This is a genomic window from Dyella koreensis (assembly GCF_044904565.1).
GTDB classification, from domain to species: Bacteria; Pseudomonadota; Gammaproteobacteria; order Xanthomonadales; family Rhodanobacteraceae; genus Dyella_D; species Dyella_D koreensis.
The window spans coordinates 619203-643844 of record NZ_JADIKD010000011.1 but is presented as its reverse complement, the minus strand read 5'-3'; the positions used below and the strand labels follow the sequence as shown (position 1 = coordinate 643844).

The window sequence follows — 24642 nt, the reverse complement described above, 5'->3', positions numbered from 1 at the left end:
AGCTGCGCCTACTTTTCGACGAAGGCGCGCTCGATCACGTAGTCGCCCGGTTCGCGCGTGCGTGGCGAGGCGTGGAAGCCGCGGCCGTCGAGCAGGGCGCAGGTGTCGTCAAGCATGGCGGGGCTGCCGCACAGCATCACGCGATCGGTGTCCGGGTTCAGTGGCGGCAGGCCAATGGCCTCGCTCATCAGGCCGTCGGCGATAGCGTCGGTGATGCGGCCGCGATTGCGGAAGGCTTCGCGAGTGACGCTGGGGTAGTAGATCAGCTTCTCGCGCACCATCTCGCCGAGGTACTCGTGCTGGGGCAGTTCACGCTCCAGATAATCGGCGTAGGCCAGGTCGTTGATGTGGCGTACGCCGTGGGCCAGCACGATCTTGTCGAAGCGCTCGTAGGTTTCCGGGTCGCGGATGATGCTCATGAACGGTGCCAGGCCGGTGCCGGTGCCGAGCAGATAGAGGTGCTTGCCGGGCTTGAGGTCGTTGAGCACCAGGGTGCCGGTAGGCTTGCGGCTGACGATTACCGGATCGCCGGGCTTGAGGTGTTGCAGGCGTGAGGTGAGCGGGCCGTTCGGCACCTTGATGCTGAAGAACTCCAGGTGCTCTTCCCAGTTGGCGCTGGCGATGGAGTACGCGCGCATCAGCGGACGCCCCTCCACCTCCAGGCCGATCATCACGAAGTGGCCGCTGTCGAAGCGAAAGCCGGGGTCGCGTGTCGTGCGGAAGCTGAAAAGGGTGTCGTTCCAGTGGTGCACGTCGATTACGTGCTCCGTCGCCAAAGCCACCATGCCGGTTACCGTCTCAAAGGATTCAGAAGGGGCTGCAAGGCAGGCAGACCAGCACGGGGCCAGTCATCAGACTCGCGTGGGTGGGCGGCTTGCCGCTGCCTGACGAGTGCTGCCCAGAAGCGCAGCCGCAGGCGCGCATTATGCCATCGCCCAGCGGTTTCGGTCCGCCCTGGGGCGGGCGGAGTGGCGTGGGTCCACGAGGCTCATCTGGGTGTCGGAGGGGTTCAAGTGAAAAACGGGTATATGGAGGCGCCTGCTTTTTCGTTCAGCCGATAACGAAGAATGCTCCTGTAGATTCCGGACGCTGCGATTTATTTGATTTGGCGGTTACGTCTCTGTTTTCGAATATGGATTTTGCTAGCCATGGAAACTAAGAATAATCTCTGTGATTATGATTACGTCCGAGCCCCGCAGGGTGCCGGACGGCCGCCGGCGGAGCCGGTGGCATGGGACGAGATTTGCGCGCCATATGGCGTGGGTATCTCGCACAAGGGCTCGCACATTGCGGAGGTTGGCTTGCAGATTCGAGTCATCGTTGCGGACGACCATCCTGTAGTGCTGGCAGGCGTACAGGCGGTGCTGGAGCGGTCGCCCGATACCGACATCAAGGTGGTCGGCGAAGCGCGTAACGGCGAAGAACTGATCGAGTTGCTCAAGCGCTGCCCTTGTGACGTGATCATCACGGACTTCACCATGCCTGGTGGGCGATATGGTGACGGCTTGCAGCTGATCTCCAAGCTCGCGTTGCTTTATCCGAATATCCCAGTGATCGTGCAGACCATGGTGAACAACGTGGGCTTGCTGCGCGATGCCGTAAAGGGCGGTGCGCTAGGCTTGGCCGACAAGCGGTCGCCCATGACCGAGCTGGTGCAGGCGGTGCGTTCGGTGGCGGCCAAGAAGTCCTTCATCAGCGCTTCGCTGCGCGAACGCTTCGAGGAGTCCGAGCTGGCCAGGCCGACCGAAAGCGGTGCCGAGCTCTCGCCGAAAGAACTGGAAGTGTTCCGTCTGTATGTGGGCGGCCTCACCGTGACCAAGATTGCGGAGAAGCTCAACCGTAGCGTGAAGACGGTGAGCACGCAGAAGCGCCAGGCGATGCAGAAATTGGGGCTGGAGCATGATCGCGAAATGGTGATCTATGCCCGTGAGCACGGTTTTCTTGAATGAAACGCGCAGGCGAAGCGTCTATTCGATATGGGACGGCGATTTATCGCAGTGATTTTTACTGAGCTCATAGAGATATTTAAGAATCGTCTTATTTTCGCTTTTTGGATTGATGGCTAAGGTTTTCCCCTACAGAGCGCGGCGCATCGCTCTCTGCTTTAGGGAGCAAAACCGATGGTTACTTACGTCGAATACCACGTCAGCCATAGCGAGAACGACGGTTGGTCCGTCTTCCGGAACGACGAGCAAATCGGCCATCGCGGTGATCTGTTCGAAGCAGTGGCTTTTGCAACGCACTTTGCCGAGCGCGAGGCTGCGTTGCCGGACTGCATGACCCGCGTTGCCGTGCAGACCAGTGGCGAAGCCCGCCGCATCGGCCTGTGGTCGGCTTGGCGCGGTTGATCCACGTCGGTCCCAGCCGCGCTCTGTGATACCCGCCTGACGGGTGTTAACGTCGCCTGGCAGGGACACGAAGCCATGGCGCTCATAGCCGACGCCTCAGGCTAGCAACAGAAGGCGTGGGGGAATTGCTCAAAGCGACCGTACATCGGCCGTCCTCCCGCAGGCTCCCAACTGACGACGGATACGTTCTGAATGGCCTGGTTGCGGTGCTGTCTCCTTTCAATACTTTTCTGCCTCGCCTCGCTGGCGCAGGCCGAAGAGCTGTCCCTGACGCCGGCCGAGGAAAGCTGGCTGCATGCCCATTCGGCCATCACGGTGGGGACCTCTGTGGAGGGTTTTCCACCTTTTGAGGCTGTGGTGTCCGGCCAGGTGCGGGGACTGGCGCCTGACTATCTGGTGGAGATCGCGCGTCCGCTTGGTCTTCGGGTGAACTATAGGGTGTTTCCAAGCTGGGACGAGGCGCTCAGTGCGGTGCGCGACGGGAACGTCGATCTGCTCATGAATGTTTCGCCGACGCCGGAACGGATGACGTATTTGCGGTTCAGTCATCCGTATTTCGAAGATTTGCCTGCGCTGGTGACCCGGATAGGCAACGACCGTTTGCGGGACTCGTCCGATCTTCGCAATGCGACTTTGGTGGCGCTGACGGGCGACGCCACGGGGGACGCGGCACAGAAGTACATTCCCGGCATCAAGCTCATCCAGGTGGCGAGCATCCGGGAGGCACTGCAGCTGGTCGCTGACGGAAGAGCGGATGCCTATATCGTGGATCCCTATACCGGGCACGCGGCTATTGCCGCAGCGGGACTACAACGCCAGTTGCGTGTAGGACAGCGTGTGGCATTGCCCATTTCGTCGCTGGCGTTCGCCGGGTCTCGCGATCGAGCGGTCCTGGTCGATTTATTGGATAGAGGGCTTGCGAAACTCACAACGGAGGACCATGCGCGGCTGAGAGCGAATTGGCTCAATAGCGACCTCGGTCAGCCGCATGGCGATGAGGCGTCGGTACCGCTCAATGACGAGGAGCGCATCTGGCTGCAGAAATTGCCTCCGCTGCGAGTCGCCATCGATCCGACTTCGCCCCCTTTTACGCTGCTCGACCGCAACGGGCAGCCAGCCGGCATCGCCAGCGACTACCTGCGTGAAGTAGCTAAGGCGCTCCACCTCCGCCTGACCTACGTACCGGCGAAGGATTGGGCCGATGCCATGAAGCAGATGGCGGAAGGCAAGGTTGATCTGCTGCCTGCGGTGTCGCCTTTCAGTCAGGAGAGCGCGAAGCTGATGGATTTCAGTGTCGCGTATCTCGATTACCCAGTCATGATCGTGACCCGCAGCGACGCCAATCCGATGACGGGAGCACACGACCTCGATGGTATGCGTGTGGCAGCCAATGTTTCCAAGCAGTCGATCAAGGTGATCGCGGATCGGATGCACCATGCAACGGTGCTGCCCGTGGCCACGACCGATCAGGGCCTTGCCATGGTGGCCGATGACACGGCGGATGCTTTTATCGGTGATCTGGCGAATGCCGATTACGTCATACGGGAGCACTTCGCCGGACGCCTGAAGATCAGCGCGCCGACCGACGATCACGTGGTACTGGCGATGGGGGTCGCGCAGCGATATGCGCCACTGGTGCCATTGATCAATCGCGTATTGGTGGACCTCCCCGACCGCAGGCAGCAGTCCATTCGCAATACCTGGCTGGCATCGCGCTATACCTATGGCGGATCGTGGTCGGAAATCGCCCGCAAGACCCTGCCTGTAATGGCGGTAGTGTTGCTGTTTCTGGTCACGGTGTCGTATGCGTACATCCGTCTTCGTCGAGAGACGCACCAACGTCAACGCAGCGAGCAGCAGTTGACCGATATCACACGTAATCTGCCGGCGGTGGTCTACAAGTTCCGCTATACCTCGGACAGGGTGGTGCGGTTCCTGTTCGTGGGAGGCAACCCGGAACCCATCTTTGGTATCGCGGCTCAGACTTTCATCGATGACGAACCCGCTGCTTTTGCGACCATCGTGGAGGAAGACCGCGAACCGCTGATGGCCGAGGTGGAGCGGGCCTCTTATACGATGACGCCCATGCAGGTCACCATGCGCGTGCGTGCGAATGGTGCGCAACGGTGGGTGGCCACCACGGCCACGCCACGTAAGGTGGACGATGCGGTGTATTTCAGCGGTTACTGGGTGGATGTAACCGAACAGCACCTCCAGGCCTTGCAGCTTGCGACAGCGAAAGAACAGGCCGAATCCGCTACGCAGGCCAAGACAGAATTTCTGGCCACCATGAGTCACGAGATCCGCACGCCGATGAGTGGCGTCATCGGTATGCTGGAACTGCTTGGGCATACATCGTTGACAGAAGAGCAGCGTCAGATGCTCGGTACGGTGGAGACTTCCGCCACCGCGCTTCTGCAGATTCTGGACGACGTACTGGATTTCTCGAAGATGGAGGCCGGCCGTCTCAGTATCGAGTACGTGCCGGTGGACGTACGGGACCTGATCGACAGCACGGTCAGCGTGCTGGCCGCACAGGCGCATCGCAAGGGCCTGTCACTTGCCATTGAAATCGATGCGCGCCTGGCCGCTGAAGTGAGCGCGGAGAATGTGCGATTGCGGCAGGTGATGCTCAATCTGCTCAGCAACGCAATCAAGTTCACTATGCTTGGTTCGGTAAGCGTGCAGGTGGTCGTGCTGGATGAAGCCGACGATATACAGCGCGTACGACTGAGTGTGATCGATACCGGCATCGGTATGTCCGCCGACCAGGCCGAGCGGTTGTTTGCACCCTTTACCCAGGCGGAGTCTTCCACCACCCGCCGCTACGGCGGCACGGGGCTTGGCCTGTATATCTGTCGTCGACTGGTTGAGCTGATGGGCGGCAGCATCACGCTGGAGAGCCAGGAGAACAAAGGCACGCGCATGCACGTGGAGTTGCCGATGCCGGTTCATCGCCGTAGCCTGCCTCATCATGCATTACGCGATCGCGTGGCGCGGGTGCGGCTGGAGGATGCCGTTGTGGCTCATGCGCTGGAGCAGAATTTGCTGGCGCTCGGCATGTCGCTGGAGGCGGCCGACGTCAATGCGGATCTGCTCTTTGTCGATGACGAGTTCGGTCGTGCGCGCCCGAGTGAAGCAAGCGCATGCATCGCGGTAACCGGCATTCCCGAGCCGCATGGATACGCGAGCGGCGCATCAGGCATCACCATCACCAGTAATCCGCTCAAATGGTCAACCTTCGCCATTGCCTGCCAGCGCGCGCTGGGACTGGAAGGCGAGGGCGAGGAGCCGGCGGCTGCGCAACGTGCATCGTTGCAGGGGCGGCATGTGCTGGTGGCCGAAGACAACCCCATCAATCAGACATTGATCGCGGCTCAGCTGGAAAAACTGGATTATTCCAGTGATGTGGTTGGTAATGGCATGGAGGCGCTGGCAGCCCTGGATCGTCGCGATTACGCCATGCTGATCACCGACTGCCATATGCCGGTGATGGATGGTTATGAGCTGGCTCGCGCTATACGCCGTCGCGAAACCACTAGCGGGGGGCACTTGTACATTCTGGCCATGACCGCCAACGCGATGGCTGGCGAATTGGAGCGTTGTACGAGCGTGGGCATGGACGATTTCCTGCCCAAGCCCGTGCGCATCGCAGAGCTAGGCGTCAAGCTCGGGCGCGTATTCGCGGTCGCTGCGCCTCCCGTCGAGCCGGATAACGATCCCGTGTTCGCCGTCGACCTGGAGCTGTTGCGTGAGAGCTTCGGAGACGATCAGGTGATCCAGTCCCTGATCGTACGATTCGTGCGCACGACACGGATCGATCTGGCGACGCTGGATTCGCTGATCGCCGAGCGCCGTCCGGCTGATGTGGCCCATTGGGTGCATCGTCTGCTGGGCGGCTTGCAGGTATTCGGCAGTATGCCGCTGACTGGAGAAGGCGAGGTGCTGGAGCATGCGCTGAAATCCGAGGGGCGCTACGAAGCGTTGTCCACGGCGGTGATCTTCAGGCGGCGTGTGGAAGCCTATATCGACCATCTCGAGGTCGTCGCGCGGTCACTGCCGGAGGCCTAGGTCGAGAGTGACGCTATCGATCCGGAGGCGGTAGCTGCGCAAGCCAGGCCAACTACGGCATCATGCCGCCACTCAATGGAGGGCGGGGGAAGGCATGGGTAGTCGCGTGCACGAGCCGGTCGAAGACCGGCATGTCGGTCAGCGTCATCTCGACCGGCTGATCATGTTGTCCGATGGCGTGTTCGCCATCGCCATCACTTTGTCGGCGATCGAGATCAAGCCGGAATCGAGCGGCGGGCTTACGCTGTGGGAAGCCTGGTCGAAGCCGCTGCTTCTGTATTTCCTGAGCTTCCTGCTGATCGGCGTGATCTGGGCCAACCATCGGCGCATCGTGGCGCATCTGCGCGATATCGATGCGGTCGGCACGGCCATCAATATGGTGCTGCTGAGTCTGGTGGCGCTGATGCCGGTGGTGATCCGTTTCTCGTTCGAGGATACGTCCCAGCAGGAGGCTTTCACCATTTACGCGGTGGCCATCGCCGCGACTTTCAGTTGCATGCTGGTGTTCTGGGTCTATGCAGCGTTCATCGCCAAGTTGGCGCCGGATCTGGATCGCGCCACGGCGCGCGAATGGCTGGTGCAGATGATCCTGGCGCCGCTGGCCATGCTGGCGGCCGTGCTATACGAAGCACAGATCAAGAGCGGTGCGCTGGCGATCACCCTGGCCGGGGTGCTGCTCCTGATGGCATCGCGCTGGTTCGTGCGCCGGCGCAAGGCCGATATGACATCCGACGCCAGCGACGAGGGTGGCGGCCTCGGGTAGCTGACAACAGGCAGGGTGTTTCAGTGGAAGTCTCGGGAGCGCGCATCCAACTGGCCGAGCAGCTCGCTCATGTCGAGCAGGCGGCGGGCCACGAGATGGCTGACACCGTCGACGTTCTCCCAGTGACCTTCCACGCCCAGTAGACGGGCTTCGAGATAAGGGCGCCGTTGGCGCTCGGCCAGTTGGTGGCGGACGATCACATTGATGTTGCCGTGCTCGTCTTCCAGGGTGATGAAGGTGATGCCGCTGGCGGTCTGCGGCTGCTGGCGCTGAGTTACCAGGCCAGCAGTGCGCACGAGGGATTGGTGTGGCTGGCGGCTCAGCTCTTTGGAGTCCTTGTAGCGGCCTGCGCGAAGGCGGGTGCGCAGCAACCGGATGGGATGCGGCCCCAGGCTGAGCCCCGTTCGCGCGTAATCGGCATGCAGGTTTTCCGCCACCGATGGCGGTGGCAGCGCGACGGCCTGCTCATCCGGGCTGGTGCGGCCGAACAACGGCAGTTGAGGTTCCACGCCAGTTACCGCCCATTTCGCACGATGCCGGTGCCCGGCTAATCCACGCAAGGCACCGGTGTCGGCGAGCAGATCCTGATGGCGGCGATCGAGGCTAGCCCGCGTGCAAAGGTCAACGATGTCGAGGAAGGTCCGTTGCGTCCGGGCCTGCGAGATGCGTTGCGCAGCCTGTTCGTTGAAACCGCGTACTTGGCGGAAGCCGAGGCGAATGGCCAGGGTATCGTTCCGAGTGCCGGGTTCGAGTGTGCAGTCCCAATCGCTATGACGCACATCGACGGGAAGCACCTGCACATGATGGCGCTGCGCGTCCTGCACGATCTGGCTGGCGCTGTAGAAACCCATGGGTTGCGAGTTGAGGAGTGCGCAGGCGAAGGCCGCCGGATGGTGGCATTTCAGCCATGCACTGATGTAAGCGATTTTGGCGAAGCCGGCCGCATGGCTTTCGGGGAAGCCGTAGCTGCCGAAGCCCTTTATCTGCTCGAAGATCTGTGCAGCGAAGGCCTCGCTGTAACCCTCCTTCTCCATGCCTCTGAATAGCTTATCGCGGTGTTTCTCCATACCACCGTGGCGTTTCCATGCAGCCATGGCGCGGCGAAGTTCGTCGGCGTCTTGACCGGAGTAGCCGGCGGCCACCATGGCGATTTTCATCACCTGCTCCTGGAACAGGGGGACGCCATTCGTGCGTTCAAGGACATCACGAAGGGCTTCGGACGGGTAGGTGACATCCTCTTTCCCTTGGCGGCGGCGCAAATAGGGATGCACCATGTCGCCCTGGATGGGGCCGGGCCGGACGATGGCGACTTGAATCACCAAGTCGTAGTAATTGGCCGGACGCAAGCGCGGAAGCATCGACATTTGCGCACGGCTTTCGATCTGGAACACGCCAATGGTGTCGGCGTGCTGGATCATCTCGTAGGTTTCCTCATTATCCGGCTTGATGGAGGTCATGTTGTGCAGCACGCCAGTGTGCTTCTTCACCAGATCAAAGCACTTGCGCAAACACGTGAGCATGCCAAGAGCCAGGCAATCCACCTTGAGCAGATTCATCCGATCCAAATCGTCCTTGTCCCACTGGATGATGGTGCGGTCCGGCATGGCCGCATTTTCCACCGGCACCAGTTGCGACAGCGGCGCATCGGAGATCACGAAGCCGCCTACGTGCTGCGAGAGATGGCGTGGGAATTCCCGCAGTTCGCCGATAAGCATTAATGCGCGCTGTAGTAGCTGGCTATCTGGATCGAGGCCGTACTCCCGCAGGCGCGCATGCATCGGGGCATCGCTGCGCCAGGCGAATGCATTGCTCAACGCGGTGACCTGGTCGGGTGCCAGGCCAAGCGCCTTGCCGACATCGCGGGCTGCGCTGCGTCCGCGATAACTGATCACGGTGGCGGCCAATGCGGTGCGCTCACGGCCATATTTTCGGTAGATGTACTGGATGACCTCTTCGCGCCGCTCGTGCTCGAAATCGATGTCGATGTCCGGCGGTTCCGGGCGGTTGTACTTGCTGTCCTTGCGGCTCTCCGACATGAATCGCTCTGTCAGGAGGTTTGCTTCCTCAGGGTTGACGTTGGTTACGCCAAGCGCATAGCACACAACCGAATTGGCGGCCGAACCGCGGCCTTGGCAGAGGATGTCCTGCGTTTCGGCGAAATGAACGATGTCCTGCACGGTAAGGAAGTAGTGCTCGTACTGGAGCTTCTCGACCAGGACGAGCTCTTTCTCGATCTGTTCGCGAATCTTCGGTGGTATGCCAGCCGGCCAGCGTTTGTGAATGCCCTCTTCGGTAAGCTGCCGCAGCCATGTCGTCGCGCTATGCCCCTCCGGCACCAGCTCCGAGGGATAGCGATAATCGAGCTGGTCCAGCTTGAAGCTGCAGCGACCGGCGATGCGTGCCGTTTCTTGCAGAAGATGTAGAGGATAGACCTCCTTTAGTGCTTCGAGCTTGCGCAAATGGCGCTCGCCATTCTTGAACAGCACGGAGCCGGCCTGTGCCACGGTGAGCCCATGGCGGATCGCGGTGAGTGTGTCCTGCAGGGCGCGTCGGCGTCGCACATGCATGTGTACGTCGCCCGCTGCCACCGCGGGAATGTTCAGCGTGCGGGCAGTCTGCTCGAGCAGGCGAAGGCGTTTCGCATCGTCCGGGCTGTGGTGCAGTTCCACTGCGAGCCAAAGGCGGTTGTCGAACAGATCGGCGAGCCATCGCCCTGCATCGGTATCGGGTTGTGCGTCGGGAAGCCACAGGGCGAGCGTGCCAGGTAGACCATGGGCAAGGTCGTTGCGGGTTAGTCGGTAACTTCCTTTCGCCGAGGCGCGGCGACCCTTGGTGATGAGTTGGCAGAGTGCGGCATAACCCTGCCTGGTTTCGCAGAGAAGGACGAAACGCAGGCCATCTTCGAGCTTGAATTCCGCGCCGACAATCAGATCGAGTTCCGTCTTCAGAGATGCCTCATAGGCACGCACGATGCCGGCGAGAGAACACTCGTCGGTGATGGCTAATGCTGTATACCCGCATGCCTTGGCACGCTGGAACAATTCCATCGCGCTGGAAGCACCGCGCTGGAACGAGAAGTTCGACAGGCAATGCAGCTCGGCGTACGCACTCATGCAAACCACCCGTGCAGCATCCAAGGGCCGCATTCGCCCGGTGCGCAGTACACCCAGGCACGCTGGCCTTGCGCGGTTTCCACGACGTAGTAATCACGACGTATATCGCCGCCGTCCCACCAGCCGGTTTCCAGTCGCTCGGGCCCGGCAAGGATGCGTGGCACGGGCCCGCGCAAGGGCATCGGTGTGTCGAGCAGCCAGGTGGGGCGGGGCAGGTGGGCTGGCCGACCGATCACGATATCGTCGCTGGCGGTGCTCTGCGCATGCTCCGGGCGCGGATCGGTGGTGGCATGCAAGGTCTGGATGGCGTGATCGCCCAGGCGCGCACGCAGGCGTTCGCGTAACTGACCAAGAGGCAAGGCGTTCGCCGGGCGCGTATCGAACAGATCGCGCCCGGCCGGCACGAATGGCGGCAGCTCGTGTGCGACCAGTCGCATGGCTACCACCGGCTGCGGCAGTTCGGTGCGTTCCATGCGGCTGCGCGTGTGTTCGAACAGCATGGCGGGATCGCGCTCGGGTGCGAGCAGGCCGATGGAGACATCGGTGGATGTGCCATCGCGATGCACTAGCCGGATCATGAAGCGCTGCACGCCGCCGTCGCGGCCGGCGAGGCAGGTGGCGAGATCGCCAGTGAGCCGGCGCAGCGGAAACACCAGCGCTTCAACCTGCTCGATCTCGTGCGTCCACTCCATCGCCAGTTCGAGACGGTCCGGCGGGCGGTAATAACTAAGCACCTCCTGCGCGGTGCCGGTGAGGTAGTCGAGGTGCTCGGTCAGTGCTTCGCCAAAACGGCGACGCAAACCGTCGCGCGGCGCATGCAGCAGCTGTCCGAGCGTGCGCAAACCCATCGCCGCCAAGCTGTCGGCAGCCTGATCGGGAAGCCGCGCCCTACTGACGGGTATGGGCGACAGCGCGCCGCGCAACGGTTCGGGTGACATCACTGCCATGCCGTCATGAGTGCCGGCCAGCACATAGGCCGCACGCGCAGTGGGCGCGAGCGCGATGCGATGGCGAAAACCGAGCTGCCGCAGATCGTCACGCAACAGGGCTTCGAAACGCGGCCAGGGACCGAACAGGCTCAGGCTACGGCTCACCTCCAGCACGATGGCGTGCGGCCACAGCACTACCTCGGCGCTATAACGGTAAGCCCATGCAGCGAGCAGGCTGTGCCAGCGTTCGGTGGTGGCCGGATCGTGCTCCACAGTTTCGAAGCGGGAGAGCAGGGCTTGCGCGACAGCAAGGCGCTGACCGGGGCGCAAGCCGGCGGCTCGTGCAGGCTGGTTAGCGGCCAGGATGCTGCGCGACTGCGCACTGCCGGTCACCAGCACCAGCGGCTTGTCCGACGGCGGACGCCGGCGCAGGACACCGTCCAATGCCAGATGAGGAAGCAGAACACAGGCCCAGAGCATCGTGGTATGCCTCACCAGCCATCGGCGGGAAAAGGAATGGGCAGCGCCGGCGGTTGACTGCCGCGGCATTTGCGCACGCGGATCTGCCGTACGGGTTCGGTCTCCAGCTCCAGCCGCAGTGCCGCGGGCGAGGCCTGCACGGCATGGCGGCGATCGCGGAACACGAAGCCAAGCGCGCGGCCGTTGTCGGCCGCGACCTGCAGGCGACGCAGTGCGCGGTCGTCGGCGTGCAATGGCCAGCTCAGGACGGCGGCATAACTGCCTGCGCGCAGACACTGCTCGCTGACCCATAAGGCATCACGTGGATGGTCGGTGTACACCATGTCGATGTGCGCCATGGTCACGCCGCCGTTTTCCCAGCCCGCGACGCAAGGCACATAGGGCGGTGCGATGACGGCAATCGCGCGTTGCTGCTTGCTCAGGCGCGCGAGTGTGGGCAGCACCAACTGCAATTCACCTACGCCGTCAGCCGGCAACAGGATCTCGCTCAGCGATGCTTCCGGCCAACCACCAGCCGGAAGCGCGGCATCCAGCGCGGGCCAGCCCGTCGTCTCGCCGCCGGAGGGCAGCGGAACCGCGCGCCCTTGCCAGACCTGGCGGCCTTCGATCAGCGATTGGAGGGCGACGATCTGACCCATAGTGCTCAGCGCAGATTGCGCAGGCAGCGTGTGACCACGCCCCACAGTTCCAGCGTTTCGCCTTCCTTGAATACGATGGGTTTGAAGTGCGCGTTTTCCGGTAACAGCGCGACCTTGCCGTCCACCTTGCCCAGCCGCTTGATCGACAGCTCGCCATTGACCAGCGCCACCACAATATCGCCCTGTTTCGGCTTCAGTGCACGGTCGACCAATACTTCGTCGCCATCGAAGATGCCCGCGCCCACCATCGACCAGCCCGAGACACGGATGATGTAAGTACTGGGCTCATGCCCGGGAATGACCAAGTACTGGTTGAGATCGACGACATCTTCCACCGCGTCATCGGCCGGGCTGGGCAGGCCCGCCGGCACCCGGCTGGTGAACGCGGTCAGCGCCACTGTCGAGGGCATCAACGAAAGCGGGCGAGGTACATCCAAGGTGGTGGTCTGCCGGTACGCCTCCAGATAGGCCAGCACAGCCGGCACCTGGCTTTCCGGCACGCGCAGGCGCTGGGTTGGCTCGCTGGTGGGACGGCCGGCACCGGGTCGGGCGCCGCCATGGGCAGGAGGGGACATGGCCGTCATCTTGATTGTCGGGACAGTAATCAAGATACCACTGCGGCGGTCTCAGTGCCTGAGATATGCCCCGTTATAGGTAGGCATGCCGGCAGTCATTAAAACAGCACATGACTTCCGTATCAGCGTAGTGTCCATGATGGATTAGGCGGATTAAGCAAACTAATCCAAGTCTGGCGCTTGGTTGCCTGTGCTGAAGTTACTACTTTGTGGCTCGCTTGCTGCGCCGAAGTGCCCCCTCGTAAAACGGCCACCTTGAGATGAGGTGGCCGTCTATATCCGTTTTCTTTGTGGCCAGTGTTGCCGAGACGGGTTGCTACATCACCATGGTGACTGTGGCTGAGTCGCTACGGCTGATGGAACCCTGCCGACACTTACCGTGGCTACCACCTTGTTGGTGAACGGATTGATCACGGAAACAGAATTGGAGCCGGCATTGGCTACATAGACGCGAGCAGTACGGCTGATGGCTATGGACCCAGGAGAGTTTCCCACCGGCACCGTGGCGATGGTGGTCTTGTTGAATGGGTTGATTACGGAAACGGTGTTGTCAGCGAAATTGGCTACGTACACAGGGATGCCGATGGGACTAATCGCTATGGCATCGGCGCCGTTGCCAGCGGGCACTGTGGCAGTCAATGTGTTGGTGAACGTATCAATGACGGAGACGTCGTTGGAGTCAACATTGGCTGTATACACACGAGCGCCCAAAGGTCCAGCCACTATCCCATAAGGAGAATTTCCCACCGGTACCGTGGCAGTTACTGAGTGGGTAATCGTGTCGATCACAGACACGGTATTGTCACCAGCGTTGGCCACATATACATCGGCGCCATTGGGGTTGACCGCAATAGACAGAGGAACGCTCCCAACAGGCACCGTAGCAATGATGGCATTGGTGGCCGTCTCAATAATAGAAACGGTACCGGCATTGGCATTGACCACATACACATCGGCGCCATTGGGACTGACCGCTACCGCCGCAGGTGTGTTTCCTGCTGGTACTGTGGCGGTCACGGTGTTAGTGACTGCGTCGATTACAGAGACTGTGCCGGCAGTAGCATTGGTCACATACACACTGTTTCCATTGGGGCTGACCGCGATACCCACAGGGGTGGTTCCTACCGGCACCGTGGCGGTCACGGTATTGGTAGCCATATCGATAACGGAGACCGTGTTGCCAAATTGATTGGCTACATAAACGTTGTTGTTGTGAGCTGATGCAGGTAGTGCAACCCACGCCAATAACAAAGGAAGAGTGCAGCGAATCGTGCGAATGAGCCAGTGGCGCGTCGTCGAGTGCATTTTCAACGCCTGTTGTTCTGTCGTCATGGAATACCTCATTAGAGAAGATCATAGGCGCGACCACGCCCGCCGTGAAGCTATTTCGCTGCGACGGCATTCAAGTCGTTAGACGATACTTTTCAGTATCCGGCGTTCCTTCAGACGAAGGCTGAAATGCGGAACATCCCCTAGTGCGCGCATGCCGGCGCTTTGACCTGTTCCGCTTATGATGGTGCCGTTTTGAATATCAACGCGTACTACTGGCGCAAGGTTGAAACCGATGGGCAAAGGCACCTCTGCGCCGGCCCCGTGCGTACGCATAGCCATGCTATCGCTATGCCCAGCCGCGTCAAGTTTTTATAGGCATCGTTGCAGATGCCTACAACGGTCCAAGGTTCCGGCTCTGGAATGCTCATGCCCCCGAACCGGCTAAAATATCACCATGCAACCCAATGACTCCTTAGCCTTCCGGTTTTCGGTCGCCCCCATGATGGACTGGACGGACCGGCACTGCCGGTACTTCCATCGTCTGTTGTCCCCGCGTGCGCGTCTGTACACCGAGATGGTGACCAGCGCCGCTCTGGTGCGCGGCAAACAATTGCGCCTGCTCGAACACAGTCAGCAGGAACACCCAGTGGCGTTGCAGTTGGGCGGCAGCGAGCCAAAGGAGTTGGCGGAAGCGGCGCGCTACGGTGCCGAGGCCGGCTACGACGAGATCAACCTCAACGTGGGTTGTCCTTCGGATCGGGTGCAGTCGGGCAAATTCGGTGCCTGCCTGATGCGCGAGCCGGCTCTGGTCGGCGATTGCGTGAAAGCGATGCGCGATGCGGTGGACGTGCCGGTAACGGTGAAGTGCCGCATCGGCGTGGACGATCAGGATGACTACGCCGGCCTGCAGCATTTCACCGAGACCATGATCGCGGCTGGTGTCGAGATCCTAGTGGTGCACGCGCGCAAGGCCTGGCTGCAGGGCCTGAGTCCGAAAGAGAACCGCGAGATTCCGCCGTTGGATTACGAGCGCGTCTATCGGCTCAAGCGCGAGTTTCCGCAACTCATGGTCATCATCAACGGCGGCATCACCACGGTGGAGCAGGTGCAGGCACACATCGCCCAGGTCGATGGCGTGATGCTGGGCCGCGCGGCCTATCACGATCCTTATCTGCTGGCGCGGGTGGAGGCGGCGCTCTACGGCGAGCCGCTACCGGAACGCGATGAGGTGCTGCGGCACATGCGTCCTTACATCGAGGCCGAGCTGGCGCGCGGTACTTCGCTCAAGCACATCAGCCGCCATCTGCTGGGGCTTTATCAGGGCGAGCCGGGCGCTCGCGGTTTCCGGCGCCTGATCAGCGAAGGGGCGCACCTGCCGGGCGCAGGCTGGGACCTGATCGAACAGGCCATGGCGCCGCGGCGCGTCGCTGCGTGACAGCGCGCGGCTGGCGGGTCAGTATTCAGGCCCGGTTTCATAGGCTGAACGAGCATAGCCACCCTTAAGGCGTTTCCACGAGGTTTTGTTGTCGAAATGAAGACAATCCTACGCATGTCGGCCCTTTTGTTGCTCCTGGCGACCGTTTCGGTGGCCGCACAGGCGCTGGAGCCGTCCATGACGCTGGAAGAGGCGGTGAACCAGGTGCAGCACGACACCGGCGGCAAAGTGCTGTCGGCCAGCACGGTGCGACGCGGGCGCAATGCGTTCGAGCACCGTATCAAGGTGCTTACGCCTGACGGGCATGTACGTGTGGTTACGTTGAACACGGAAGCGGGCAAGGGCCCGGCTTCCTCGGATTCCACCAAGAACCCGGCCGGCGACGGCGAGGGCAACAAGGAGAAACACTGATGCGCATCCTTTTGGTAGAGGACGAGGCGCCGCTGCGCGAAACGCTCGCCGCACGCCTGAAGCGCGACGGTTTTGCCGTCGATGCGGCGCAGGACGGCGAAGAGGGCATCTATCTCGGCCGCGAAGTGCCGTTCGATCTGGCCATCATCGACCTGGGCCTGCCCAAGATGTCCGGTATGGATCTGGTCAAGGCGCTGCGTGAAGCAGGCCAGCGTTACCCCATCCTGATCCTCACCGCGCGCGGCAGCTGGCAGGACAAGGTCGAAGGCCTCAAGCACGGTGCCGACGACTACCTGGTCAAGCCGTTCCACGTCGAGGAACTGCTGGCGCGCATCAACGCGCTGGTGCGTCGCGCCAGTGGCTGGTCCAAGCCGGTGCTGGCCTGCGGCCCGATCAAGCTGGACACCACGGCGCAGACCGTGTCGGTGGAAGGCAAGCTGGTCGACCTCACCAGCTATGAATACAAGGTGCTGGAATATCTGATGCTGCACGCGGGTGAGCTGGTCTCCAAGGCCGACCTCACCGAGCACATCTACCAGCAGGATTTCGACCGCGACTCCAATGTGCTGGAGGTCTTCATCGGCCGTCTGCGCAGGAAGCTCGACCCGGAAGGCACCCTCAAGCCCATCGAGACGGTACGTGGACGCGGATACCGCTTTGCCATCCCTCGCAGCGAAGCCGAAGACGAGTGATCCCAACCCGCCGCGCCGCCCGTTTTCACTGGCGGCGCGTGCGGCGCTGGCCACCGGCTTTGTGCTGGCGGCCTTCCTTGGTGTCGTCGGGCTGACCCTTTCGCGCACCAGCGCGGAAACTGCAGTGAAAGAACTGCAGGATCGTCTGCAGAACAATGTCGTGGCTTACCTGGCCGGCACCGAAGTCGGGCGCTCGGGCAAGGTGCTGCTGCCCGACACGCCGCCTGACCCGCGCTTTTCGCAACCGGGTTCCGGGCTGTATGCGCTGGCGCTGGGCGACAACGGCGTAAAGCTGGAGTCGCCTTCGGCCATCGGTCGCGACTTCAGCTTTCTCAGCCGGCTCGAGCCTGGGCAGAGCCAGTTCGTCGGCCCTATCGATACGCGCATGGGGCGGCTGTACTACTACGCCTACGGCGTGGCGCTGGATACGTCCGAGAAAAAGTCGGTGAAGCTGACTTTCATGGTGGCGCAGGCCGAGGATCAGCTCGAAGGCCAGAACGCCGTGTTCCGGCGCAGCATGATTTTCTGGCTGGCTTCGCTGGGTGTGATGTTGATCCTGCTGCAGCTATTGCTGCTGCGCTGGAGCCTGACCCCGCTGCGCAAGGTGGCGAGCGACATGAGTCGCGTCGAACGCGGCGACGCAGAGCACCTGGACAGCCAATACCCGCTGGAACTCACTGGCCTAACCGAGCGCATCAACGCTTTCATCGACAGCGAGCGCGAACAGCGCACGCGTTATCGCAACACCCTCGCCGATCTCGCACATAGTCTGAAGACGCCACTGGCTGTAATTCGCTCGCGACTCGAGTCTGTGGATGGCGGTACGGTGCCCTTGCGTGGCGACGTGCTTGACCAGGTGCGTCGCATGGACGAACTGGTGGCCTACCAGTTGGCACGCGCGGCCACTACCGGCCGTCAGACCTTCGCTACGGCGATTCCCATCGCCGGTCATGCCGAAGATCTGGTGCAAAGTCTGGAGAAGGTTTACGCCGCCAAGAACGTGTTGTGCGAATTCGATATCGATGACGGCGCCGCTTTCTACGGTGAGCAAGGCGACTTGCTGGAACTGATGGGTAACCTGCTGGAAAACGCCTTCAAGTGGACCAGCCACCGCGTGTTGCTGGTAGTGAAAACCGAGCCCGCCGGTAGTCGTCAGCGGCCCGGGCTGTGGATGAGTGTGGAAGACGACGGCCCCGGCATCGATGACGACAAGATCGAAAAAGTCTTGCAGCGCGGCGTGCGCGGCGACGAGCGCGTGCAGGGCCATGGCATTGGCCTGTCGATCGTGCAGGACATCATCAAGGCGTATCGCGGCGAGCTGACGGTGGATCGTTCGCCCGAATTCGGCGGTGCGCGTTTCAGTGTGAAATTGCCGCCGAGCTGAGCTGCGCTCAAGTGGGTGCCGGCGATGGTCCGTAGTACGCCGTCAGCAGCGCGGCAACACTGGGTTCCGCACGCTGCATCAAACCTGGTTGCGACCAGTGCATCTCGCTGACCACCGCGAAAAATTCGTCGGCGCTTTCGGCGGCGTAGGGATCGATCAGGGTTTCGCGGCCGCGCGCCACATCGTTGGAGAGATGATCGTAGGCGCGCTGGAACGCCACAATCCAGTCGCGGCGGTTGATCCCGTCGGGCAGGGGCGGCACGCCGTCCGGCGGGCCGTCCAGCATGTCGAATTTGTGCGCCATCTCGTGCACGACTACGTTGTAGCCGTCCCACGGCTGTTCCAGGTCGAGCTGTACATCGGCGAGTGAAAGAATCAGCGGGCCGCGTTCCCAGGCTTCGCCGATCAACACATCCTCGGCTTCGCTGACCACGCCGCTGTGTTCGTCATGATGGCTGCGGCGCACTTTGAATTCGCCCGGATACACCAGCAACTCGCGCCAGCCGCGCAGACAGCGCACACCTTGCTCGAGCGCCGGCAAGCAAGCCTGCATGGCGATCAGCAAGCGGATCCTTTCGTCCAGTACTGCGCCAGCGAGCGGGTGGAAGCGCTTGCGGGCGAGAAACGCGGCGCTCAACCCGCGCAATGCATGCTGGCGCTCGTCATCGAGACGTCGCGCCAGCGGGCACGAAACCAGCGCGCGGCGCCAAAGTGGGTCGGGAATTGGCGTCGGGTCGAAGCGCGACAGCAGCTGTCGCCACCAAGCCCGCGGCACGGAACGGCTTACTGAATCGAGCCAGGCAGCAGCGACTGCCAGCCCAGGCTGATGCGCCGGCTGCGCTGAGCACCCGAGGAGCCGCTGCCGGTGGGGCAGTTCTCGCTGCTCGAGCTGGAGGCCGGGCTGGTCTGCGGGGTGGTGTCGTGGGGTACGCCGAGGGCGTCGCTGCCATTGCCACTTACTTCATGGCTGACCGCACTATCGGAGCTGACGCGCTGCATGGAGATAGAGCCCAATTCCTGGGTATCGGCGTCCATGGCCGATGCAGCACTGATGCCGCCGACGCCCAGAACACACGCGAACAGGAACTGCCTGATGCCCATGGCGGCTCAACCCCTTGATCCGCAAACCAAGGTCCGGATCGTCGCAGAATCCCTGGGCGGATACCAGTGCCGCTGCCGCCGCCCGGATGGCGGTACCAGTCCCACAAGTACTGGTCCGCGACGGCCTTTGTCGGCTACTCGCCGCGCGGGACAGGCTCTAAGATGGCGCGATGCACGCAATCCCTTGTTTCCCGGCGGCCTCGTCCGCGTACCGGGTTCTTTCAATGGGCGGCCTCCGCTGATGCAGGCCCCGCAGTTGCTTGCCCTGCTGGCCGGGGGAGAGGCCGTTTCCGGCGAATGGCTGGCCGAACGGGCCGGGGTGACGCGCGCCGCCATCTGGAAACAGGTCGAGGCCCTGCGCTCGCGCGGCGTGCCGATCGAGGCGCGCGGCGCGGCGGGCTACCGGTTGCCATGGCCGGTGCAGATGCTGGATCTCAAACGTATCCGGGCCGGGGTGCCGGTACCCATGCGCAAGCGGCTGGGTACGCTGGAAGTGCACTGGGAACTCGATTCCACCTCCAGTGAATTGCAGCGGCGCGCGGCGGCATTGGCCGACCTGAGCATGGTGCTGGCCGAGACGCAGAGCGCCGGCCGCGGCCGGCGCGGCCGCACATGGCTGTCGCCGCCGGGTCTGAATCTGTATCTGTCCTGCCTGAAGCGCTTCGACGCGGGCTTTGCCTCGCTGTCCGGCTTGTCGCTGGCGATAGGCGTGATCCTGTTGCGTGCGCTTGAGTCGCTGGGCATCGCCGACGCCGGCCTGAAGTGGCCGAACGATGTGCTGGCACAAGGCGGCAAGCTGGCCGGCATCCTGGTCGAGCTTAGCGGCGAGTACCAGGGGCCTTGCGCCGCCGTGATCGGCGTAGGCCTCAACCTGCGCCTTACCGACACACTGCGCGAGCAGGCTGGCCAGCCCAGTTGCGACCTGGCCGCGCTGGCTGGCGGCACGCCGCCGGATCGCAATCAGGTCGCGGCTGCGTTGATCGCTGCTCTGGCCGAAGGCTTGGGGCAATTCGAGCGCGAAGGTTTCGCCGGCTTCGTCGACGAATACGCCCGACACGATCTGCTGAAAGATGCACCGCTGCGCGTGCACGGTGCGCAAGGCGTATTAGATGGTGTCGGCGCGGGCGTGGATGTGCGTGGTGCGCTGCAGGTGCGGGCCGCCGATGGCCTGCATAGCATCGACAGCGCCGATGTCACGGTGCGCCGCATATGAGGCTGCTGCTGGACCTCGGCAACACCCGCCTGAAATGGGCGCTGCAGCAAGGCGCTGTATGGCGCACGCGCGGCGCGGTGGGCTGGGATGAGGATGTTGGCGACGCGCTCCATCACGCCTGGCGCGACCTGCCCACACCTCGCGAAGTACTCGGTGCCTCGGTCGTGGACAGCGCTCGCGAAGCGCAAGTTGCGGCTGTCGCCAAAGCGTTGTGGTCACTAGATACCTATTGGCTGCGCACGCCGGCCGAGGCCTGCGGGGTACGCAATGCCTATGCCGAGCCGCAACGTCTAGGTGTGGACCGTTTTCTGGCGATGGTCGCCGCGCAGGCTTCGGGTCACTCGCCCTGCGTGCTGGCGGGCGTCGGCACGGCGCTGACCCTGGACGCGCTGGCGGCGGATGGTCGTCATCTCGGCGGCTTGATTGCGCCAGGCCCGCAGTTGATGCAGCAGTCGCTGGTCAGCGCCACGTCGCGCGTGCGCCCCGAGCGGCCGGGGCAGGTGCTGGACGTAGCTGACAACACCGCCGACGCGGTGGCTTCCGGTTGCTGGCAGGCCGCTGCCGCTTTGATCGAACGCTTCACTGCCCGCATGACGCCCGCGCTCGGCGGCGCGCCGTTACTGCGCATCGGTGGCGGTGACGCTGCTGCGTTGTTGCCGCTGCTGGATCAGCCCGCGCAACTGGCCGAGGATGGTGTACTACATGGCCTCGCGGTGTGGGCGAATACGCATTCGCTATCGGCCCGGGCTTCCTAGAATGTCGCTCTTCGCCTGTGCTCTTCCGGATCGTTGAATGTTCCTGCGCCTGCTGTTCGTCTTGCTGATTGCCTTCAATATCGCGGTAGGCGCATGGCTGTTGCTTGGACAGGACGACACGCACGGCCGCAGCGCCACCGATCCCGGCGTACCAACCCTGCATCTGCTGTCGGAACGCCCGGTCGCACCGGCCAGTACCGCAGTGGTGGCGAATCCCGAACCCGTTGCACCACCCGCGCCGGTGACTGCGCCGGTATCGGCGTCAACGGTCAAGACAACGCCAACCACACGCCCCAACAGCTACACCTGCATCTCGATCGGTCCGTTTGCGACGCCGATCGATATGCGCAATGCGCGCGGCGCTCTCAGCGCGCAGGCGGCACGCATGCGCTCGCGTCAGGAGCAGACCACGCAGACGCGCGGCTGGTGGGTCTACCTGCCGGCCAGCGCCAGCCGTGAGCAGGCGCTGGAGCAAGCGCGCAAACTCACCGCTGCCAGCATCAATGACTACTTCGTAGTCGGCTTGGGCGGCCAGCCGAACACGATTTCGCTGGGCTTGTTCAAGGATCCCGCCAACGCGCGCAAGCGCCGCGACGAAGTCGCCGCGGCCGGTTTCCCCGCACAGATGACCGAGCGCACCGAAACGGTACCCGAGTACTGGCTGGACCTCGCCGTCGTCGACAGTGCGCGTTTCGACTGGCGCAGCCGTCTGCACAACAACAGCGTGGGCTCGCACAGCACCGGTTGTTTCTGAAAGCGGCACCAGCGTTCTACAGCCACGGGCCGACGCCTGCTAAACTGTGCGACTTCGCCGGCATAGCTCAGTTGGTAGAGCAACCGCCTTGTAAGCGGTAGGTCGTCTGTTCGAGTCAGACTGTCGGCACCAGGTTCCTATTGAAACCCGCCTTCCGGCGGGTTTTTGCTTTCGGCCTTGACGCTTGCGTGCGGTAGGCCGAAGATCGCATGGTGCATCGCACCAATCGCCCTTCCGGCTCGATCCCGGTGAAGCTGGCCCTGCAGGGCGGCGGCGCGCACGGCGCTTTTACCTGGGGCGCGCTGGATCGGTTACTGCAGGTTCCGGGTCTTATCGTCGAATCCGTCTGCGGTACCAGTAGCGGCGCCATGAATGCTTCGGCACTGGCGCAAGGCTGGGCACGCAACGGCGCTGCCGGTGCGCGCGAGACGCTGGACACCTTTTGGCTCGACATGGGCAAGCGCAACTCGGCGGTGGATTGGTGGATGGCTAGTTCGCGCAGCCTGAGCGACAGCTTCGGCTGGCCGATGACGATGGCGTCGGCGGTACATCCCCTGCGCCCGCTGGTGGAAGAATTCTTCGACTTCGATGTGCTGCGCAGCGGCCCGGTCGCACTGCATCTGGTTGCTACGCGGATTCGCGACAGCGGCCTGGCGATCTTCAGTGGTTCGCGCCTGAGCGCCGACGCACTGATCGCCTCGGCCAGCCTGCCGCCGTGGTTTCCCGCGGTGGAGATCGACGGCGAGGCCTACTGGGACGGCGGTTTTGCCGGCAACCCCGCACTGGAGCCATTGCTCGAGGGCGGTTGCGACGACGTGCTTTGCGTGATGCTGCAGCCGTTGCGCCGTTCGTTGCTGCCGCGCAGCACCAAGGATGCGGTGACGCTCTCTGCCGAGTTGGCGTTCGGCGGCGCTTTCATCCGCGAATTACGGGACATCGCCATCGCGCGCGAACACGCGACCCAGCGCCTATGGCCCAGTGCCACCGAACGCCAGTTGCGGCGCCTGCATCTGCACATCATGGCGCCGGAAGAGAGCCTGGCGACGCTGGGCCACTCGGCCACCGATACGCGTCCCCACCAGCTGCAGACCCTGCATGACCAGGGTTACGCCACTGCCGAACACTGGTTGGCCGAACACGGCGAGGCACTTGGCCAGCATGGCAGCTTTCCGCTGGCCGAATGGCTGGACTCGTTCGATCGCCCGCTCGATACGTGAGGGACGAAAACCCGTCAGGCCATCGCCCTGGCGGGTTCTTGTAGACTTGTCGGATCGCATCACACGATTCCGTGAGTCATCTTGGCGATTTGCATGAAACTCCGACGATCCGCTGGGTCCGCATCAGTCACCCGCACGGGTGGCAAGGCATGCGCGCTGAGCCTCATGCTCGCAGCCTTGATGTTCTCAGGCGTCGCATCCGCCGCCAACGAACCACTGGCCGCCGCGCAATTGATCCAGCGCCAGCAGGCCGGCCAGGCACCCGTATTGCTCGACGTGCGCCGCGTGGACGAATACCGCGATGGCCACATCGCTGGCGCCTTGAACATCCCCGTGGAACAACTCGCCGTGCGCTATACCGCGCTGGGCGTGCCGCGCGATCAGGAAATTGTTGTGTATTGCGTCTCCGGTCGCCGCGCTGCGCGCGCGCAGGAGATGTTGCAGGCACAAGGCTATAGCCATGTGCGCCTGCTCGATGGAAGCATCAACGCCTGGCGCCAGCAGAAACTGCCACTGGTGCGCGAAGGCGCCACCCCCTGACATGCAAAGTGATCGAGGAAACATGGGCAAGCAGGCTGTATCGCTGATCGGCGTCCCCACCGATATCGGCGCCGGACATCGCGGCGCCTCGATGGGGCCGGAAGCCCTGCGCGTGGCGAATCTGATGGGCCGCCTCGAAGCACGTGGACTCGACGTGATCGATCGCGGCAATCTGCAGGGCCCGGTCAATCCATGGCAGCCGCCGCAGGATGGCTATCGCCACTTGCCCGGCGTAGTGGCGTGGAACCGCGCCGTATACACGGCCATCTATACTGAACTCACCGCTGGCCGTTTGCCGGTGATGCTGGGCGGCGATCACTGCCTGGCGATCGGTTCGATCACCGCCGTCGCTCGCCACTGCCGCGAGCAGGGCAAACAATTGCGCGTGCTGTGGCTGGATGCGCATGCGGATTTCAACACGGCGCAGATCACACCTTCCGGCAACATCCACGGCATGCCAGTGGCGTGCCTGTGCGGCATGGGGCCGGAAGAACTGACCAAGCTCGGCGGCAGCGCGCCGGCAACCGCGCCGGAAGTGTTTCGCCAGATCGGTATTCGCTCGGTGGACGAGGGCGAGAAGCGGCTGGTGCGCGAAGCGAAAGTGGGCATCTACGACATGCGCCACATCGACGAAGTCGGCATGAAGCGCGCGATGGAAGAAGCCCTCGCCGACATGGACGACAACACTCATCTTCACGTGAGCTTCGACGTCGACTTCCTCGACCCGGCCATCGCTCCTGGCGTCGGCACCACCGTGCGTGGTGGCCCGAACTACCGCGAAGCGCAGCTGTGCATGGAGATGATCGCCGACACCGGCCGCATGGCCTCGCTCGACATCGTTGAATTGAACCCGGCCTTCGACAAGCGCAATCAGACCGCCAGGTTGGCGGTGGATCTGGTCGAATCGCTGTTCGGCAAATCCACGCTGATGCGCTGAGCACCACGGCACGA

Annotated in this window: 22 protein-coding genes and 1 tRNA gene; 15 read left to right on the top strand and 8 right to left on the bottom strand. The window is 62.8% G+C overall.

Going from position 1 to position 24642, the window contains the following annotated elements:
- Nucleotides 1–8: 8 nt before the first annotated feature.
- Nucleotides 9–785, bottom strand: a complete 777-nt coding sequence (locus ISS97_RS14865) for a ferredoxin--NADP reductase (RefSeq protein WP_379985642.1) — start codon at nucleotides 783–785, stop codon at nucleotides 9–11.
- A 516-nt stretch (nucleotides 786–1301) separates the two neighbouring features.
- Here ISS97_RS14865 and ISS97_RS14860 point away from each other — a divergent pair.
- From ISS97_RS14860 to ISS97_RS14845, 4 genes are all read left to right on the top strand, one after another.
- Nucleotides 1302–1949: a response regulator gene (locus ISS97_RS14860; RefSeq protein WP_379985643.1), complete on the top strand. Its 648-nt coding sequence runs from the start codon at nucleotides 1302–1304 to the stop codon at nucleotides 1947–1949.
- 171 nt (nucleotides 1950–2120) lie between these two features.
- Complete coding sequence (locus ISS97_RS14855; RefSeq protein WP_379985644.1) at nucleotides 2121–2348, top strand: hypothetical protein; 228 nt, start codon at nucleotides 2121–2123, stop codon at nucleotides 2346–2348.
- A gap of 192 nt (nucleotides 2349–2540) precedes the next feature.
- Nucleotides 2541–6419, top strand: a complete 3879-nt coding sequence (locus ISS97_RS14850) for a transporter substrate-binding domain-containing protein (protein ID WP_379985645.1) — start codon at nucleotides 2541–2543, stop codon at nucleotides 6417–6419.
- Between the two features lie 94 nt (nucleotides 6420–6513).
- On the top strand, nucleotides 6514–7182 hold the full coding sequence (locus ISS97_RS14845) for a TMEM175 family protein (RefSeq protein ID WP_379985646.1): 669 nt from the start codon (nucleotides 6514–6516) through the stop codon (nucleotides 7180–7182).
- A 20-nt stretch (nucleotides 7183–7202) separates the two neighbouring features.
- Here the strand turns inward: ISS97_RS14845 and ISS97_RS14840 are convergent, their stop codons facing one another.
- The 5 genes from ISS97_RS14840 to ISS97_RS14820 form a co-directional block, all read right to left on the bottom strand.
- On the bottom strand, nucleotides 7203–10295 hold the full coding sequence (locus tag ISS97_RS14840) for an error-prone DNA polymerase (protein ID WP_379985647.1): 3093 nt from the start codon (nucleotides 10293–10295) through the stop codon (nucleotides 7203–7205).
- A complete protein-coding gene (locus tag ISS97_RS14835; protein ID WP_379985874.1) occupies nucleotides 10292–11704 on the bottom strand; it encodes a Y-family DNA polymerase in 1413 nt (470 codons plus the stop codon). Before ISS97_RS14835 ends, ISS97_RS14840 begins: the two co-directional genes overlap by 4 nt.
- A gap of 11 nt (nucleotides 11705–11715) precedes the next feature.
- The gene (gene imuA / locus ISS97_RS14830) at nucleotides 11716–12342 is read right to left on the bottom strand and encodes a translesion DNA synthesis-associated protein ImuA (RefSeq protein ID WP_379985648.1); all 627 of its coding nucleotides are present in this window, start codon (nucleotides 12340–12342) and stop codon (nucleotides 11716–11718) included.
- A gap of 5 nt (nucleotides 12343–12347) precedes the next feature.
- Nucleotides 12348–12917: a LexA family protein gene (locus tag ISS97_RS14825; protein WP_379985649.1), complete on the bottom strand. Its 570-nt coding sequence runs from the start codon at nucleotides 12915–12917 to the stop codon at nucleotides 12348–12350.
- A gap of 321 nt (nucleotides 12918–13238) precedes the next feature.
- Nucleotides 13239–14249, bottom strand: coding sequence for a YVTN family beta-propeller repeat protein (locus ISS97_RS14820; RefSeq protein WP_379985650.1), 1011 nt, complete (start codon nucleotides 14247–14249; stop codon nucleotides 13239–13241).
- A gap of 394 nt (nucleotides 14250–14643) precedes the next feature.
- On the opposite strand from ISS97_RS14820, the gene dusA reads away from it, so the two are divergent.
- From dusA to ISS97_RS14800, 4 genes are all read left to right on the top strand, one after another.
- Nucleotides 14644–15624 (top strand): tRNA dihydrouridine(20/20a) synthase DusA, encoded by a 981-nt coding sequence (gene dusA, locus ISS97_RS14815; protein WP_379985651.1) that lies wholly within the window; start codon nucleotides 14644–14646, stop codon nucleotides 15622–15624.
- A 114-nt stretch (nucleotides 15625–15738) separates the two neighbouring features.
- Nucleotides 15739–16035 carry a PepSY domain-containing protein gene (locus tag ISS97_RS14810; RefSeq protein ID WP_379985652.1) on the top strand — a complete coding sequence of 99 codons (297 nt, stop codon included), beginning with the start codon at nucleotides 15739–15741 and terminating at the stop codon, nucleotides 16033–16035.
- The gene (locus tag ISS97_RS14805; protein WP_090451080.1) at nucleotides 16035–16727 is read left to right on the top strand and encodes a response regulator transcription factor; all 693 of its coding nucleotides are present in this window, start codon (nucleotides 16035–16037) and stop codon (nucleotides 16725–16727) included. Before ISS97_RS14810 ends, ISS97_RS14805 begins: the two co-directional genes overlap by 1 nt.
- A complete protein-coding gene (locus tag ISS97_RS14800; protein ID WP_379985653.1) occupies nucleotides 16693–18111 on the top strand; it encodes an ATP-binding protein in 1419 nt (472 codons plus the stop codon). Before ISS97_RS14805 ends, ISS97_RS14800 begins: the two co-directional genes overlap by 35 nt.
- 7 nt (nucleotides 18112–18118) lie before the next feature.
- On the opposite strand, the gene ISS97_RS14795 is transcribed toward ISS97_RS14800, so the two are convergent.
- Together ISS97_RS14795 and ISS97_RS14790 are read right to left on the bottom strand one after the other, a co-directional pair.
- On the bottom strand, nucleotides 18119–18886 hold the full coding sequence (locus ISS97_RS14795; protein ID WP_379985654.1) for a M90 family metallopeptidase: 768 nt from the start codon (nucleotides 18884–18886) through the stop codon (nucleotides 18119–18121).
- An 8-nt stretch (nucleotides 18887–18894) separates the two neighbouring features.
- Nucleotides 18895–19212: a hypothetical protein gene (locus tag ISS97_RS14790; RefSeq protein WP_379985655.1), complete on the bottom strand. Its 318-nt coding sequence runs from the start codon at nucleotides 19210–19212 to the stop codon at nucleotides 18895–18897.
- Nucleotides 19213–19453: 241 nt separating this feature from the next.
- Between ISS97_RS14790 and ISS97_RS14785 the strand changes: the two genes are divergently transcribed.
- From ISS97_RS14785 to rocF, 7 genes are all read left to right on the top strand, one after another.
- Nucleotides 19454–20425 (top strand): biotin--[acetyl-CoA-carboxylase] ligase, encoded by a 972-nt coding sequence (locus ISS97_RS14785; protein ID WP_379985656.1) that lies wholly within the window; start codon nucleotides 19454–19456, stop codon nucleotides 20423–20425.
- The gene (locus ISS97_RS14780; protein WP_379985657.1) at nucleotides 20422–21180 is read left to right on the top strand and encodes a type III pantothenate kinase; all 759 of its coding nucleotides are present in this window, start codon (nucleotides 20422–20424) and stop codon (nucleotides 21178–21180) included. Before ISS97_RS14785 ends, ISS97_RS14780 begins: the two co-directional genes overlap by 4 nt.
- 37 nt (nucleotides 21181–21217) lie before the next feature.
- Nucleotides 21218–21934, top strand: coding sequence for an SPOR domain-containing protein (locus ISS97_RS14775; RefSeq protein ID WP_379985658.1), 717 nt, complete (start codon nucleotides 21218–21220; stop codon nucleotides 21932–21934).
- A 56-nt stretch (nucleotides 21935–21990) separates the two neighbouring features.
- Nucleotides 21991–22066 (top strand) — tRNA-Thr (locus ISS97_RS14770).
- 77 nt (nucleotides 22067–22143) lie between these two features.
- Nucleotides 22144–23151: a patatin-like phospholipase family protein gene (locus tag ISS97_RS14765; RefSeq protein WP_379985659.1), complete on the top strand. Its 1008-nt coding sequence runs from the start codon at nucleotides 22144–22146 to the stop codon at nucleotides 23149–23151.
- A 165-nt stretch (nucleotides 23152–23316) separates the two neighbouring features.
- Nucleotides 23317–23691, top strand: a complete 375-nt coding sequence (locus ISS97_RS14760) for a rhodanese-like domain-containing protein (protein ID WP_379985660.1) — start codon at nucleotides 23317–23319, stop codon at nucleotides 23689–23691.
- A gap of 22 nt (nucleotides 23692–23713) precedes the next feature.
- Nucleotides 23714–24628, top strand: coding sequence for an arginase (rocF, locus tag ISS97_RS14755; RefSeq protein ID WP_379985661.1), 915 nt, complete (start codon nucleotides 23714–23716; stop codon nucleotides 24626–24628).
- Nucleotides 24629–24642: the final 14 nt, after the last annotated feature.